Source organism: Haloarcula sp. Atlit-120R, from assembly GCF_003665885.1.
Taxonomy (GTDB): Archaea; Halobacteriota; Halobacteria; order Halobacteriales; family Haloarculaceae; genus Haloarcula; species Haloarcula taiwanensis.
Window position 1 is genome coordinate 136,845 of the sequence record NZ_QPLN01000004.1, and the last position, 14,997, is coordinate 151,841.

Consider the following 14,997-nt stretch of genomic DNA (forward strand, 5'->3'; position numbering starts at 1 on the left):
CCTACCCGGCGTCGGTCACTCCGCTGCTGACCTCGGGTCGTCGAGTGGAATGGCGTCGTTGGACTGTGCCATGCCGGTCGTCATCAGCAGGCGGATGGCTGCCCGAACGCTGAGGTCGGACTCGTAGGTCTGGCTTTCGGGAACCATCACGAGCATCCCCTGGGTCGGGTTAGGGCTTCCGGGAATGAACAGGCTCGATGCGCGTTCATCGGCTGCCTCGGAGACATCTGCGGGGCTTGTCCCTGTTTTCAGCCCAAGCTGGTAGACACCCTCCCGAGGGTATTCCACGTACACGACGGACTCGAAGTCCGACTGCCGATTGACCACGGAGGTGGTCATCTGCCGAATACTGCCGTAGATGGTCCGAACAACAGGGACGAACGTGACCAGTTGGCCCGTCTTCCCGAAGAGCTGTTGGCCGATACTTCGCTGGGCGAGATAGCCCAGAACGGTAACGAGCGCGACGAGAACCGAGAGCGTCAGCAACTGGGCAAGCAAGACGTTGTTCGCCGTCAGCGCCGCCAGCCGCGTCCCGCGGATGAGCGGGTCGAGGAACCCCCCGACCCAGCCCAGGATGATGCGGACGATAGCGATGGTTGCCACAAGCGGACCAACGAGAACGAGCCCGGCCAAGAAGTTGCTCTTGACGAACGAACTGACCGACATATCGTGGGACAGTCGGTCTGACCGATAAAGTGTGACGACAGTTGTCACCCAATCTGGATGTCTCTGGGAATGGTACGCATCCTCAGGTAGCGTCTATTTCGATGGGGTTAAATTGGTCCACCCGGAACGAATGAGTACGCTCGGTTGGTGTAGTCCGGCCAATCATCTTGGCCTTTCGAGCCGAGGACCAGGGTTCAAATCCCTGACCGAGCACATTACTGTCGTAAGCAAACCAGTGAGCGACTGCTGTGCCCGCTACTCGACGCGTCAATATTCTGACCGGCCGGTACGTAGCCGCGAATTCAACCTCCGAGCTTCGCAGTGTCGCCGCTCTGTGTATTAATATCTGACAATTATATGGATAAAAGAACACATATTTATATATGTATATGAAGCCAGTAGTATATGAAACGGCGAACATACGTAAGTACGATCGGAAGCAGCATCGCTGCACTCAGCCTTGCAGGATGTAGTGGGAGCGACGGAGGAGACGGCGGAGGCGGAACCAGTGAGTCGACACCAACGCCGGAACCAACGTATGAAGTAGATCAAGAGGCACCGGCACGGCTGAAACTGCTCTCCGTGAGTGGGCCAAAAGAGGTCGCGTTCGGTGACACGGTCAAGGGTGACGTGACTGCCGTCAACGTCGGTGGTGAGCCGATCTCCGGGGATGCAACCATTGAGTTCGTCCACTCAGAATCAGCTGACACTGAGCCACAGACAGTCACCGTCAACGCTGACGGACTGGCGTCCGGCGAAGAAGTCTCGCATAGCTATCGTGTCGACGCCGAGTACGCCGGTGCTTGGGCGTTTGAACCGTCGTCGGACTTCTACGCCGTCGACGATACGGTCACGTCAACCGTGTCGGTCCTCCCGAAGCGGGGGAGTACTGGGGAAACCATCGAACTTGCGAGCGGCGTTCAGGCCACAGTGTCTGATATGTCCTACGAACAGATGATCGCCTACGAACTGCCCTCTGGCGAACGGGCTTTGGGAGATAACACCGTCCATGCCATTCGCGAAACGGTCTCAGATAATATCCTCCTGATTCTGAGCGTGACGTTCGAGAACGGAACTGGCGAGGCGAAGACGGTGTCGAAAGACGACTTTGTCGTTCCTGAGTCGAGCTTCGTGAGCGAGTCGGCCGCAGGCCGTGACGGAACGAACGCAGCCGGGGAGAACATCAATCCAGGGCAGACCTACAGCGGCCATCTGATTTACGCTGTCCCGAAGGCCAAGATTGACGACCTCGCGTTCGGCATAAATCTCGCAGAAGGGAGTGCAGTCGCTGATGTCGAAATCCCGCTCCAGTCACCCGGTGGCTTCCCCGAATTCGAACTGGCGAACATCGATGTTCCGCCGGAGGACGTCACGGGCGATGAAGCGATAGTCGAGATGGAGGTCGAGAACGTGGGCGACAGCGCAGGGATGTTCAAGTCCATCTTCGAGTTCAAGACGCCCGATGAACCAGGAATACTTGCCGGCTATTCCGCAGATACGTGGTACATTGACTCTGATGGCCCCTACACGCAGCGGATTCCCGCTGGGGAAACCAGAACTATCGAACTGGTGACGGAACCGGACGCGGACAGGCGGTGGGACTACCGGACGACGCCATTCGGAGCAGAGTGGACGTTCGAGGCCGTGGAATAGGTGTAGATAGGGCTTTCTCCACGACCGAATCAGCGTGACTTCTCGATAATCCGCCTCCCGAACGAGTCAACAGCGGTAGGTATTTTTCGGGGCCGGGCGACGGGCAGACCATGCAAGCAGTTGTACTCGCGGCGGGGCAGGGGACGCGTATGCGGCCATTGACAGACCACACACCGAAGCCGATGCTCCCGGTCGCGGACCGACCGTTGGTGGCACACACCGCCGACATGGCAATCCAGGCGGGGGCCGATGAACTCATCTTCGTCGTCGGCTACGAGGCCGAGGTGGTCCGCTCGTACTTCGGCGACGAGTACAGCGGCGTCCCGGTCAGCTTTGCCGTTCAGGAGGAGCAACTGGGGACCGCCGACGCAGTGGCCGCCGCGAAGGCCCACCTCGACGGCCCCTTTGCAGTTCTCAACGGCGACAACCTCTACGACGCCGAGAGCCTGAACGCCCTCTTTGACGCCGCACCGTCGGTCGCCGCGTACCGCGTCGACGACCCGACCAGTTACGGCGTGCTGTCGGCCGATGGTGACACTGTCACCGGCATTGTCGAGAAGCCCGACGACCCACCGACGGACCTGGCGAACGCCGGAGCGTACGTCTTCCCGGCGCAAGCGCGGGACTGGCTGGACGTGCCGCTCAGCGACCGCGGGGAGCGCGAAATCACAGATGTCCTTGCGAGAGTCATTGAGGAGTCGACGGTCACTGCCGTCGAAGTCGACCGCTGGCTGGACGTGGGCCGGCCCTGGGAGCTACTGGAGGCCAACGAGTGGAAACTGGGGCAACTGGACCGGCGACTCGACGGAGAGGTGCGTGGCGATGCTGACCTGCGCGGCGAAGTCGTCGTCGAGACCGGCGCGGTCATCGAACCCGGCGTCGTCATCGAGGGACCGGCGCTGGTCCGCTCGGGCGCACACGTCGGTCCGAACGCATACGTCCGTGGGGCGACCCTTCTGGGGGAGGATACCCACGTCGGCCACGGCGTCGAGCTCAAGAACACCGTTCTGATGGCGGACTCGAACGTTCCCCACGTCTCCTATGTGGGTGACAGCGTCATCGGTCGCGAGGTCAACTTCGGCGCGGGAACGCAGGTGGCGAACCTCCGCCACGACGGCGACCCGGTCCAGATGACGGTGAAGGGCGACCGCGTCTCGACGGGCCGACGGAAGTTCGGTGTCGTCGCGGGCGACGGTGCGAAGACGGCCATCAACACCAGTCTGAACGCCGGTGTCGTCCTTTCGACGGGCGCGACGACGACCCCCGGAGAGTCCGTTACCCGGGACCGATAGCGGGCATCTTCTATCGAGCGTCTGTCTGCGGTAACTACGTGTCGCTAGCCTTCTGTTACCGGTTCGACATTCGTGTATGTTCGTGATGTTCAGTGTAAGTATGTGAGATTAAGTGGCGTGAAAGACACTCTCAAATAAGATGGTCGACCCGACATCAGATCACCACGAAGATATCGACGAGGACGAGGCACCGGAGTGTGCTACCTGCGGTGACGCTATCGCCAACGAAGTGACTCACCGCGTCATCACATGGATAGAGGACGGCGGCGTCGAAACCGCCCACTTTTGCAACGAGGACTGCCGGCTAGAGTGGCAATAAGGCGTCTGCTCTAGCTGTCTTCTGGGCAGTGACCACCAATCGATGAGTTCGCTCGCGCGATAGGTCTGTGGACTTCCCTCGCCAACAACACCTTACTCAGTTCCTTTCAGCCGCTCTGCGTATCGATGTGGTGGACAGCGTCTGGCGAGAGGAGTCGCCCCGTTGGTAGTTCGACCCAGCCGTTTGCGAGGACGCGAACCGCTCCCTCGTGCAGGACTGTCTCTTGCTCGATATCGGCGTACACGATCGCGCTCTTGTGCTCTTTGACGAACTGCTCCACGGCTTCACCCCAGGCTGGTTCCGTCGAGATGACCATAGGTCAATTATGCTGTGGCCGCGATAAAATCTTGGTGCGACACCTTGCCCCTCACTCGTCGCCTCCTCGTCTAAAACCGTTGACGGAATCAACTCCGACAAACCAATTGAGTGTTAACACCCTGCACATATTTGGGATGGCCTAGTGAACACTGCGGTATGACATGACCGCAGGCAATCACTCTGACTGGCGTCAGGCCGAGGAAGCGTATACTGACGAAGTCATCGGCGACGACACGCTGGGCGAAATGTTTGCCGCAAGCGCGGCCCGGAACGCTGACACGACCGCCCAACTGTACAAGGGTGGCGTCTACGACCGGGCACTGACTGACGACGTGATACCGGCGGCTCCCGACGGCGACTACGCCGAACTCAGCTACGAGCGGATGCATCACCTGGTCAAACACTTGGCTGCAGGGTTCCGCGACCTCGGTGTCGGCCCGGACACCCGCGTCGGTATCCTGGCAAACACGCGGATGGAGTGGGCGCTGAGCGACTTTGCCGTTCTCTCTGCGGGCGGGGTGGTGACGACAGTGTATACGGATTCCTCACCGAACCAGGTCCAGTATCTGCTGTCGGACCCGGAGGCGAGCGCTGTCGTCGTGGAGAACGCTGCGATGCTGGACCGCGTTCTTGCTGTCGAGGACGCTCTCTCGCTCTCGTTCATCGTCGTCATGGACGATATCGATGTGGACCGCGAAGACGTGTACACACTCGATACAGTGTACAAGCGCGGCGAGGAGACGTTCAGCGAGTCGGCGTACCAGTCCTGGCTTGACGAGCGCGACCCCGACGACCTTGCGAGCCTCATCTACACCTCCGGAACGACAGGCCAACCGAAAGGGGTCCGGCTCACTCACCGCAACTTCCGGTCGAACGTCAACCAGACGCGCAGGCGAATCGGGCCACGACCGGACAAGTCGTCGGACCTGCCGACCGTTACCGCCGAGACGCGTTCGATAGCGTTCCTCCCGCTGGCACACGTATTCGAGCGCCTCGCGGGTCATTTCTTCATGTACGCCTCCGGCGCGGCTGTGAGCTACGCCGAAAGCCCGGATACGCTGGCCGACGACCTCCAGACCGTCCAACCGATGACCGGATTGAGTGTCCCCAGAGTCTACGAGCGTATTTTCGACAACATGCGAACGCAGGCCAGCGAGTCCCCGCTCAAAAAGCGGATTTTCGACTGGGCGATGGACGTAGCCCGCGACTACGCCCGAACCGACGACCCTGGACCGATACTCACAGCGAAACACTCGCTCGCAGACCGCCTCGTCTACAGCACCGTCAAAGAACGGCTTGGCGGGAACATCGAGTTCATGGTCAGCGGCGGCGGCAGTCTTTCGAAAACGCTCTGTGAGACGTTCCTCGGCATGGGGCTGACGATTCTCGAAGGATACGGGCTTACGGAAACGTCGCCGGTTTTGACGGTGAATCCGCCAGAAGATATCCGTCCCGGAACGCTGGGAGCCCCGCTACCTGCTGTCGACATTCACATCGACACCGGTGTCGTCGACGCCAGCGAATTCGATGACGTCACTGGCGACGTGGGCGAACTGCTCGTCGACGGCCCGAACGTCACGCAGGGGTACTGGAACGCGCCCGATGCGACGACGCGGGCCTTCACGGAGATCGACGGCACCCAGTGGTTCCGAACCGGCGACATCGTCGAGCGGACCGACGACGACTTCCTCATCTACCACGACCGCCTCAAGGAACTGCTCGTCCTCTCGACCGGAAAGAACGTCGCGCCACAGCCCATCGAAGACCAGTTCGCGACGAGCGACCGAGTCGACCAGGTCATGGTCGTCGGTGACGACCAGAAGTTCGTCGGCGCGATAATCGTTCCGAACTTCGAGGAACTCCGCCGGTGGGCCGACAGCGAGGGCGTCGACCTTCCCGCCGATCCCGAAGCACTGGTCGATGACGAACGCGTCCACGCGTGGGTCCAGACCGCCGTCGACGCGGTCAACGAGGAACTCGAACGCGTCGAGCGTATCAAGTCCTTTGCGCTTGTCTCCCGGGAGTGGACCGCGGAGAACGACTTGCTTACGCCGTCCATGAAAAAGAAGCGCCGCAACATCCGCAGCGCGTACCGTGAAAAACTCGCCGAGATATACGGCGAGCAGCAGGTCGAAGCGGCCTGACCGGGATCACCTGCACTCCGATTCAGTCGGTAACGACCACGTCAACCGCTCGTTCGCGCGGCCCGTCACAGTCAACGAACAGCACGGACTGCCACGTCCCCATATCGAGGTCCCCGTCGCGGACGGGAATCGTCTCGCTTGGCCCGACAAACATCGCCCGGACGTGTGAATCCGCGTTGCCGTCCAGTTCGTCGTGGGCCCACCCGCTGTCCGGGACGAGGTCACCGAGTGCGTCGCTGAGGTCTCCCAGCAACCGCGGCTCGGCCTCGTTGACTGTGATGCCCGCCGTGGTGTGGCGGACGAACACGGTACAGGTTCCCTCTGCGTCTGCGGGGATTACCTCCCGGACTTGCTCGGTAATATCCACTACATCGGTGTGTGCATCGCTTTTGACAGTGAACCGAGTCGCGCTCATATCGAATGCCACTCCCCGGACCTATGTGAAGATAGGACATTTATTATCTATGATTCGGGTGGCTGTAACGAGAAACTGCCTGTCAGTGTCGTAGGGCGGTTCTCCGCCTGCGCCGAGAGTGCCCCACAGCACTCAGGCCAGCCATTCGTCGGGCTTGGTGTTGTAGTCGATGTCGGTCGCCGTGAGGTGTTCGACCTCGGCCCAGTCCACGTCGGTGACGGTGACCTCGTCGCCGTCGTATCGGATGCGCTTGCCGACCTCCTCGGGCTCGGGCTCGCGGTCGCGCCGTTTGGCGACCTCCACGTCATGGTCGTCGAACTCCTTGACGATCGTCAGGAGGTTCACCGGGCGGCCCCAGAGTTCGAAGGTGCGCTTCAGGACCTCCTTGGCCTGCCCGATGTCGAGCATCACGCCGTTGTACCGGTGAGCCAGTAGCAGTTCGTTACGGTTCTGGTAGTTGCCATCCTCGACGACGACTGTGGGCTTGCCGAAGTTGGTGAACTGCAACATCAGCTTCTTCTTGACGTCCTCGTGGTCTGTCGAGGTCACCCGGTAGTCGCCGGAGGCGTGGGTGTACTCGTAGGTAAAGTAGTCGTTGTCGTCGACGAACTCCTGGGTGAGGAACTCGTCGAGGAAAGTCACGTCGTTGTGGCTCTCCCGAATCTCTCGCATTCGTTCCCAGCCGCGGGTGTAGTCCACGTCCTCGAGTGCGTCCGTGACGCTGTCGTAGCGCGAGTCGTCGAACATGTAGCGGGCGGTCCGCTCCAGTTCCTCCTGGCCGACCCGGGAGACGAACCCGCGGTACTGGGGCTTGACCAGCGAGTAGTGGCGCTGGGCCAGCCCCTCGTAAGTCAGCGCCTTCCAAGGGTACTGTTCGACATCGAACGCGCCGTCGCGGGCCGCCGCCAGCCCGTCTGCGTCGACCCGCGGGTCCTCGGGGTCGAGGTCGTCGAGGTGGCCCGGGACATCGGTGAGCCACTCGGGCGGCTCCAGGTGGTCCTGAACCATCTCGTAGTCGACGCTGTCGTCGAAGTTCCGCCAGGTGATGCCCTCGACACGGAGTAGGCGCTCGATGACCTCGCGGCGGTTCTCCGTGTTCTCGACGTACTCCCAGATCTCCAGGCCGAGGCTGTAGGGGTTCAGCCCCCCCGAGCCCAGCACCTTCGACATGTGGTCGGAGTAGAGGATGAACTCGTCGTCGCCGGCGAACTGCTCGCCGGTCATCATCAGGGATTCCCAGTAGGAGGCCCAGCCCTCGTTCATCACCTTCGTCATCTTCTGGGGGGCGAAGTAGTAGGCCTCGCGGCGGAGCAGCTCCAGCAGTTCTTTCTGCCAGTCCGCCATCTCCGTGGCGCGTTCGGCGTCCCCGTCGTACTGCATGCCGTGTTTCCGGAGGAAGCCGAGCACGTCCTTCTCGGGCTCGGCGGGGAACGTGACGTTCTCGTCGTCGTCGCGCTGGGCGTCCAGCCACTCCTCGTCGAACACCTGCCGTTTGACCTCCTCGGAGAGATCGAGGTCCTCCAGCTGGTCGGTCACGTCGGCCCCTTCGATGTCCTCGAACTCCTCGGGGACCGTTTCGACGGGGCTGTAGGGGACGTGCTGGTCGATGTTGTCCTCCAGACAGAGGACGTGGTCGATGAACCGCTCGACCTCGGCCCGCTCGATGTCGGGGTCCTGCATGTACTCCTGGATGGTGTCGCCGTGGCGGGCTAACATTCCGGCGGCGTCGGGGCCGCGGCGGCGGTCCTCGCCGGAGGCATCGGTCGTCGTCCGCGAGGAGCCGTCGGTGAACATGCGGAACCACTCGTTGTTGGCGAAGAAGTCCGCGTGGGCCTCGACGTGGGTGATGACGGCCTTCTGGTCGGCCAGGGTGTTCGACTCCTGGAGGAAGGCGTGAGCAGGGTCGTCGTTGTTGACGATTTCGAAGGCCTTCCCGCCGAGGAACTGGCCCTGTTTTTGCTGGCGGTCGTACTGCATTCCCCACCGCCAGTGGGGGTATCGCTGCTGGAACCCACCGTAGGCGATGAGTTCGTTCATCTCGTCGTAGTCGACGATCCAGTAGTTCACCGGGTACGGCTTCAGGCCGAGCTTTCTGGCGAGATTGCCGGCCTCCTCGACGGGCTCGTCGAGGTCGTCGGCCACGCGCTGTTTCGCGAATCTGTCGTTGTTCATTGGTCCTCCGTGCTGAGTATGTCGTAGATGGCGTCCACCACGTCTTCCGGCGAGGAGACGTACGCGACCGCGACGTTGTCGGCGTCGCGGAAGGAGCGTTCGACCTCCTCGGCGTGGGTGGCGTTGATGGCGTTGCCGCTCGGCTGGGTTTCCACGTACGCGTGGAGGTTCGCCGGAATCTGTTCCATCAGCGGGATGACTTTCTCCTCGGTGTCGTTCGAGGAGTTCTCGCTGTCGCCCGCCGCGAACACGTAGCGGTTCCACTCGCTCCAGGGGTACTCCTCTTCGAGGACCTCCGCGGCGAGTTCGTACGCGCTGGAGATGCGCGTGCCCCCGCCCGAGCGGATGCCGAAGAACTCCTCGCGTTCGACCTCCCAGGCGTCGGCGTCGTGGGCGATGTAGACGAACTCGGCGTTGTCGTACTTACCGGTGAGATACCAATCAAGCGGCGTGAACGTCCGCTCGACGAGTTCGCGTTTCTTCTGGCGCATCGACCCCGACACGTCCCGGATGTTGACGACGACGACGTTTTTCTCCCGCTCTTCGACGATTTCGGGGTAGCGGTAGCGTTCGTCCTCGCGGCGGAATGGAATCTGGTCGACGCCCTCCCGGCGGATGCGCTGGGAGGTCTCGACGCGGTCGACGTTGTCCTCCATCTCCTCGATGGAGTCCCAGACGGCCCGCTCGTCGGCGGGCAGTTCCTCGTAGGCGTCGTCTATCCACGCCTTCGAGACGGGCATGTTCTGCTCGCGGGTCCACTCGTAGACGGTGGCCGGCCCCCAGCCGTCGACTTTCAGCGCCTCGCGGACGTAGTCCTCGTCGAAGTCCATCGCGAGCTTGCGCTTGAGTCCTTTCTTGAACAGCCGCTCGAAGTCAAGCGTCGAGGAGGGGCCGGTCCGGGTGATGTCCGTGAAGTCGCCCTCCTTCTCCTCGATGACCTTCTTGCCCTTGGGTTCGAGGTCGAGCCCGAGTTGCTCATCGAGTTCCTCGGCGAATTCCTCGGGGTCCATCTCGTAGTACTCGTGTTCGCCGCCTTCCTCGCCGGGGTCGCCGTCCTCCCCGTCGTCGCCGTCGCCGGGCTGGGGCTGTGGCTGGCCGACCGGGTCGCCCTCTTCGGCCCCCTCGCCCTGGCCGACGCCGCCCTGATCGCGCTGGTCGTACTCGAACTCCGGCAGGTCGACAATCTTGATCGGGATGCGGACGGAGTCGCCCCGCGACTGGCCGAGGTCGCCGTACTGGATGAACTCGGCGAGGTCCTGACGGCGCTCCTCGCCCACGTCGCGGTACCGTTCGAGGTCGTCTTTCAGTCCCATCTGTAACTCACCTGGCTCATGACGTGCCTGCTCGTCAGTTCGGCCGACGCCTCGGTGTAGTCGAACATCTCGACCATGTTCGAGAGCGTCTTGGCCTTGAGGCGGGCCGTCTCGGTCCCGGACGGCGGGTTGTCCCACTGCCCGGGCTCGAAGTCCTCGTAGGTCCGCTTGATATCGTCCCAGTCGTAGCTCCCGAGGACCGTGTTGATGACCGGAATCTCCTTGGGGTTGACGTCGCCGACGCGGAACTCCTCGTCGCGGCGCTGCCACGCGTGGCGGTTCAGCGCCGTGATTATCTTGTCGGTGCGGAACTGCTCGACGGCGTGGTCGGGCTCGTTGCCGTCGTAGTTCTTCTCGTCGAACCGGCCCAGATGCTCGATCTCGAACACCTTCATCTTCAGCGGGTCCGGGTCGACAAGTTCGCCTCGCTCGTTCTCTATCTGGTCGTCCGATTCCCAGGCGTAGACGTGCTCGATGTACTCCTCGACGGTCGCCTCGTCGACGCGCTTGTCCCGCATCATCGCGTCGAGCACGTCCTGTTCCTGCTGGCCGAAGATGTAGTTCTTGACAGTCACAACGCGTTCCTCGTACTCCGTGGCCTCACCGGTCGAGAACACGGGGGCGTCTTCGAGCCCCTCGGCGACGGCGTTGAGCACGTCCCGTGGCATCAGCACGTGCTCGACCGGAAGGTCGGAGTGATGTCGGTCCTGTGGCTCGTGGAGCAGGTCGGCGATGATATCACGGACGTAGGTGACCGGGATGCCGTGGTCGCCGTCCTCGGCGGTAGTCTCCAGGTCGTAGTCGTCGATGTCGACGCGCTCGTCGCCCTCCATCAGGTAGCCGCGGTCGAACAGCAGGGCCTTGTCCACGAGGTCCAGCCCGGTGGGGATCTCGGCGCTGTCGAGCCGCGAGACGACGGCGTACAGCGCGGCGGACTCGACGGTGTGTGGAGCCAGCTCCTTCTCGGTGGCCGAGGCCACCTCGTCTCTGACCGAGATGGTCAGTGGCTCCTGAATCCACGTCTCCAGTTCGTCCCAGGACTCGGGGTCCCAGACCGCCGTCTCGTTCGTGAGTTCGCGCCGGAGCAACTGCGCCTCCAGCGAGAGGTTCGTCAGGTACGTGAACTCGTGTTTGTCCAGCCGGCGTTTCAGCGCCTTCAGCGGGTCCTGGCCCTCGCGGTCGGCGTGCTTGTTCAGTTGGGCTTCGAGGTCCGGGTTCGAGATGATGACCAGCTGGGTGTCCACGTCCATTCCGATGCCTTTGTCGAGTTTGACGTGGCTCTCGTCGGGGACGTTCAGCAGCTTCTGGAGCAAGTCGGCGTGCTGGGCGGCGTCCTCGACGACCGTAAGCAGACCGTTGCCCTGAGAGAGGACGCCGTCGTAGCTAAACGCCTGTGGGTTCTTCCGGCCTCTCGAATCGAGTTCGCGGAGCATGCCGTGCATCCACGAGCCGACGAGCCGTTCCTTCGGCGTGCCCTCGTCCTCGGAGTGGAGGATGCCGATGCCCCGTCCCACGTCCACGACGAAGTTCTTCACCCGGAGGTGGGACGGCTGGGTGACTGCCGAGAACAGGTCCGTCTCGCCCTGCCGGCGGTACTGCTCTTCGAGGAAGTCGTAGGCCTCCCGCGAGAACGGGTCCAGTTGGCCCTCGACGCGGATGGGGATGTGGTCGTCGAGGCGCTCGTTGACCTCGGCAAGCAGGTCCGCCCGCACGTCGTCGGGGAACACCGTCAGCGGGTGGGCTTGGACGGGGCTTTCGTACCAGTCGTCCTCGTCTTCGATGGCCGCGTTCCCGTAGGTCATGCTGGTGGCGCTGCCGCCGGCCCCGGCGACGTTCCACTCGACGGTGTAGCGCCGGCCCTCGGGCGTCTTCGAGTACTCCCGGAGGCCGTTGATGAGACAGCGCTTCAGTTCGGACTTGCCAGTCGCCGTCGGCCCCTCCAGCCAGATTATCTTCTCGTCTTTCCCGCGACCCGCGGCGATCGAGCGGAGGTCGTCGACGAAGGCATTCAGCACCTCAGTGTTGCCGAGGATGGCGTGCTCGCCGTCGTTGTACGGGTCGTCGAAGAAGCGGTAGCGCTCCTTCTCGTCGCCTTCCTCGATGACCATCCGGGTCCCCGCGTCCTCGATGGCGTCGAGCAGGTACTTTGAGGCATGCGCCGCGACCTGGGGCGTTTCGAGGACGGTGTCGACGTACTCCGCGAGGCTCATCGGGGCCTCGTAGGCGGCGTCGAGAGACTCGTCCGCGCGGTCGATGTACTCCTGGCCTGTCATTACTCTTCCATCTCGCTTTTGGCGACCTCCGCACCGGCGAACTCGAGCACTTCCTTGGCCCCCTCCTCGGAGTAGCCCTGCTCGATGAGGGCGTCGATCCACTGGTTGCGCTCCTCGTCATCCATCTCCGAACTGGAGACAAGCGCCGAGAAGTTGATGTTGTGCTTCTTGTCCTCCCAGAGCTTGCGTTCCAGCGCCCGGCGCAGGCGGTCGTTGTCCTGCGGATTGAACGTGTCACCTTCGCGGGCGCGCCGGGACACCCAGTTGGACACTTCCTGCCGGAAGTCGTCCTTGCGGTCCTCGGGGAGATTGAGCTTCTCCTCAACCGACCGGAGGAACTGCTCGTCGGGCTCTTGCTCGCGGCCGGTGAGTTCGTCCTCGACGGTCGCGTCGTCGATGTAGGCCATGACGTGGTCCATGTACTTCTCGCCCTGGCGCTGAATCTCGTCCATGTCGTAGGCCAGCGCGTGGCGCACGTCCTCGATGGCCCGCTCCTTGTACTCCTCGCGGACGAGTTCGAGGAAGCGGTAGTACTTGCTGAACGACTCCTCGTCGATGGAGCCGTGGTTTTCGAGGTTGCCCTCGAGGTGGTTGAACGTCGTCAGCGGCGAGAGGAAGTCCCGGCTGCGGTGCATCGAATCCATGATGGCCTCGGCGATCTCGTCGCCGATGAACCGCGGAGAGACGCCGTCCATCCCCTCGCCGATGTCGGCCATTTTCTCCGCCTCCTCGCGGAGCTTCTTCACGTCGACGTCGTCGGCCTCGTCGATTTCGCCGTTGTAGGCTTTCGCCTTCTGCACGAGGTCGATGGATTCGTTGTCCGGCTCCTCGATGCGGGTGAGGACGCCGAACAGGCCCGCCATCTCCAGGGTGTGTGGCTCGACCTGGATGTCCGGCAGGTCGGCGTTGCGTAGCATCTTCTGGTAGATGTTGGCTTCGGCCTCGTACTGGAGGACGTACGGGAAGTCGATGCGCTTGGTCCGGTCGTTGAACGCCTCCATCTTCTCGTCGCCCTTCTTGTCCCGGTACTCGGGCATGTTCGTCCGGCCGACGATGACCTGGTCGATGTCGATGCGGGGGTTGTTCTTGGGCTTGATTGTCTGTTCTTGACTGGCATGGAGGAAGTCATAGAGGAACTCCCGCTGGAGCTTCAGCAGCTCCTCACCGGAGAATATCCCGCGGTTGGCGTTACAGAACGCCCCGGAGTAGTCGAACGCTCGCGGGTCGCTCTCGCCGTAGATGGCTATCTTCGAGTAGTTGACGTCGCCGGTCAGTTCCGTCTCGTCCTGATTTTTCTTGTCTTTCGGTTCGAAAGTCTCGATACCGCGCCGCTGGTTCTCGTCAGCGACGAAGCGGACGATTTCGATGTGGTTTTCGAGAACAGCCTGGAGGTCGTCGTCGTATTCGGCCAGCAGGCGGTCCATGTAGAACTCCGAGGCGGGGTCCAGCGACTGCTCGTTCCGGATGGTGTAGGGCGCATCGAGGTCCTCGTTGATGTCCTCGATGACCTTGTCCCGCTGTGCCTGCGGAAGGAGCACGAGCGGGTCCTGGTTCATCGGCGACCGGACCACGTCGTCGGCCGGGTCCTGGTCGTGAATCACGTCACAGAGGTTCGTCCATCGGAACGTGTACATCCGCCCCTCGTCCCGGCTCGTGTAGTCCTCGAAGTACCGCCGGACCTGCCGGTCGAAGTCGGACTTGCCCGACCCGACCGGCCCCAGCAGTAGCTTGATGCGCTTCTCGGGGCCGAGCCCGCGAGCGCCGGATTTGACCTTGTTGACGAACTCGTGGATCGCCTCGTGGATGACCCGGCCGTAGAAGGTGTTCTCGCCGTCGTTCAGCGGGTCCTCGCTCGCCAGTTCGTACTCGACCACGCCGGCCTCCTCGTCGTAGGACTTGCCGTAGTAGTCGAACATATCCGCCACGCGCTGGTGGGCGTTGCGGGCGATCTTCGGTTCGTCGTACAACTGTTGCAGATACCAGTCGAACGTGTTCGTCTTCCGGAGGTCCGCCGGTATCGTGTCACGGTACTCCTTGCTCAGCGCTTCAAGTGTCTCTTTGTTCTTGCTCATGCTATCTCAGTAATCCGTCGTGGCTGCAGGCGACCGCCGGCCGTTGCGGGCTGGCCTCTGGGCTGTGTGTCCGCTCGTCCTCGGTGCTGCCCGCTACAGATGTGACCGCATACAGCCGCTGAATACCCCTTCACTGCAGGGTGGCGCGTGTACCCTTCCATGGCTGACCTGCCGGGCGGAACACGGGGACTGTTCCGACCTGGTTTGGTAACGGGAATCAGTGTCGAACTGTTTCCGATACTATTTACCGTACGAGTTCTGTTCATATAAGAACTTTGCCCTCTTGTGGGCATACCGCCGATAAATTTCGGTGCGCTGGTCGGCCGAACTCGGGGATGGCGGGCCACACGTATGTTAGCA

The 14,997-nt window shown here is 62.3% G+C and carries 11 protein-coding genes and 1 tRNA gene; 5 read left to right on the forward strand and 7 right to left on the reverse strand.

The features are described from left to right. Positions 1-15 precede the first annotated feature (15 nt). Positions 16-666 (reverse strand): DUF502 domain-containing protein, encoded by a 651-nt coding sequence (locus tag DVK01_RS15215; RefSeq protein WP_101350197.1) that lies wholly within the window; start codon positions 664-666, stop codon positions 16-18. 138 nt (positions 667-804) lie between these two features. Between DVK01_RS15215 and DVK01_RS15220 the strand changes: the two genes are divergently transcribed. From DVK01_RS15220 to DVK01_RS15235, 4 genes are all read left to right on the forward strand, one after another. Beyond that, a tRNA-Glu gene (locus DVK01_RS15220) sits at positions 805-879 on the forward strand. 192 nt (positions 880-1,071) lie between these two features. Next, complete coding sequence (locus tag DVK01_RS15225; protein ID WP_121537424.1) at positions 1,072-2,319, forward strand: DUF4352 domain-containing protein; 1,248 nt, start codon at positions 1,072-1,074, stop codon at positions 2,317-2,319. Positions 2,320-2,429: 110 nt separating this feature from the next. After that, positions 2,430-3,611 carry a bifunctional sugar-1-phosphate nucleotidylyltransferase/acetyltransferase gene (gene glmU, locus DVK01_RS15230; protein WP_121537426.1) on the forward strand — a complete coding sequence of 394 codons (1,182 nt, stop codon included), beginning with the start codon at positions 2,430-2,432 and terminating at the stop codon, positions 3,609-3,611. A gap of 139 nt (positions 3,612-3,750) precedes the next feature. Continuing rightward, positions 3,751-3,930 (forward strand): hypothetical protein, encoded by a 180-nt coding sequence (locus tag DVK01_RS15235; protein ID WP_101350194.1) that lies wholly within the window; start codon positions 3,751-3,753, stop codon positions 3,928-3,930. Positions 3,931-4,036: 106 nt separating this feature from the next. Here the strand turns inward: DVK01_RS15235 and DVK01_RS15240 are convergent, their stop codons facing one another. After that, a complete protein-coding gene (locus tag DVK01_RS15240; protein ID WP_064288162.1) occupies positions 4,037-4,246 on the reverse strand; it encodes a hypothetical protein in 210 nt (69 codons plus the stop codon). Positions 4,247-4,409: 163 nt separating this feature from the next. Between DVK01_RS15240 and DVK01_RS15245 the strand changes: the two genes are divergently transcribed. After that, positions 4,410-6,392, forward strand: coding sequence for a long-chain fatty acid--CoA ligase (locus tag DVK01_RS15245; RefSeq protein ID WP_121537427.1), 1,983 nt, complete (start codon positions 4,410-4,412; stop codon positions 6,390-6,392). A 22-nt stretch (positions 6,393-6,414) separates the two neighbouring features. Here DVK01_RS15245 and DVK01_RS15250 read toward each other — a convergent pair whose 3' ends face one another. The 5 genes from DVK01_RS15250 to DVK01_RS15270 form a co-directional block, all read right to left on the reverse strand. Next, complete coding sequence (locus DVK01_RS15250) at positions 6,415-6,807, reverse strand: secondary thiamine-phosphate synthase enzyme YjbQ (RefSeq protein ID WP_101350192.1); 393 nt, start codon at positions 6,805-6,807, stop codon at positions 6,415-6,417. Between the two features lie 132 nt (positions 6,808-6,939). Then, positions 6,940-8,979 (reverse strand): SpoVR family protein, encoded by a 2,040-nt coding sequence (locus tag DVK01_RS15255; RefSeq protein ID WP_121537429.1) that lies wholly within the window; start codon positions 8,977-8,979, stop codon positions 6,940-6,942. Beyond that, positions 8,976-10,292, reverse strand: a complete 1,317-nt coding sequence (locus DVK01_RS15260; protein WP_121537431.1) for a YeaH/YhbH family protein — start codon at positions 10,290-10,292, stop codon at positions 8,976-8,978. The genes DVK01_RS15255 and DVK01_RS15260 overlap by 4 nt, the downstream gene beginning before the upstream one ends. After that, on the reverse strand, positions 10,283-12,565 hold the full coding sequence (locus DVK01_RS15265) for a PrkA family serine protein kinase (protein ID WP_121537433.1): 2,283 nt from the start codon (positions 12,563-12,565) through the stop codon (positions 10,283-10,285). The genes DVK01_RS15260 and DVK01_RS15265 overlap by 10 nt, the downstream gene beginning before the upstream one ends. Then, on the reverse strand, positions 12,565-14,637 hold the full coding sequence (locus DVK01_RS15270) for a PrkA family serine protein kinase (RefSeq protein ID WP_121537435.1): 2,073 nt from the start codon (positions 14,635-14,637) through the stop codon (positions 12,565-12,567). The genes DVK01_RS15265 and DVK01_RS15270 overlap by 1 nt, the downstream gene beginning before the upstream one ends. Between the last annotated feature and the right edge of the window lie 360 nt (positions 14,638-14,997).

What these genes read in the sequence shown, in the direction of transcription:
- DVK01_RS15265 (WP_121537433.1), bottom strand. Translation starts at nt 12,565, where the DNA reads ATGACAGGCCAGGAGTACATCGACCGCGCGGACGAGTCTCTCGACGCC.
- glmU (WP_121537426.1), top strand. Translation starts at nt 2,430, where the DNA reads ATGCAAGCAGTTGTACTCGCGGCGGGGCAGGGGACGCGTATGCGGCCA.
- DVK01_RS15240 (WP_064288162.1), bottom strand. Translation starts at nt 4,246, where the DNA reads ATGGTCATCTCGACGGAACCAGCCTGGGGTGAAGCCGTGGAGCAGTTC.
- DVK01_RS15245 (WP_121537427.1), top strand. Translation starts at nt 4,410, where the DNA reads ATGACCGCAGGCAATCACTCTGACTGGCGTCAGGCCGAGGAAGCGTAT.
- DVK01_RS15215 (WP_101350197.1), bottom strand. Translation starts at nt 666, where the DNA reads ATGTCGGTCAGTTCGTTCGTCAAGAGCAACTTCTTGGCCGGGCTCGTT.
- DVK01_RS15235 (WP_101350194.1), top strand. Translation starts at nt 3,751, where the DNA reads ATGGTCGACCCGACATCAGATCACCACGAAGATATCGACGAGGACGAG.
- DVK01_RS15270 (WP_121537435.1), bottom strand. Translation starts at nt 14,637, where the DNA reads ATGAGCAAGAACAAAGAGACACTTGAAGCGCTGAGCAAGGAGTACCGT.
- DVK01_RS15260 (WP_121537431.1), bottom strand. Translation starts at nt 10,292, where the DNA reads ATGGGACTGAAAGACGACCTCGAACGGTACCGCGACGTGGGCGAGGAG.
- DVK01_RS15250 (WP_101350192.1), bottom strand. Translation starts at nt 6,807, where the DNA reads ATGAGCGCGACTCGGTTCACTGTCAAAAGCGATGCACACACCGATGTA.
- DVK01_RS15225 (WP_121537424.1), top strand. Translation starts at nt 1,072, where the DNA reads ATGAAACGGCGAACATACGTAAGTACGATCGGAAGCAGCATCGCTGCA.
- DVK01_RS15255 (WP_121537429.1), bottom strand. Translation starts at nt 8,979, where the DNA reads ATGAACAACGACAGATTCGCGAAACAGCGCGTGGCCGACGACCTCGAC.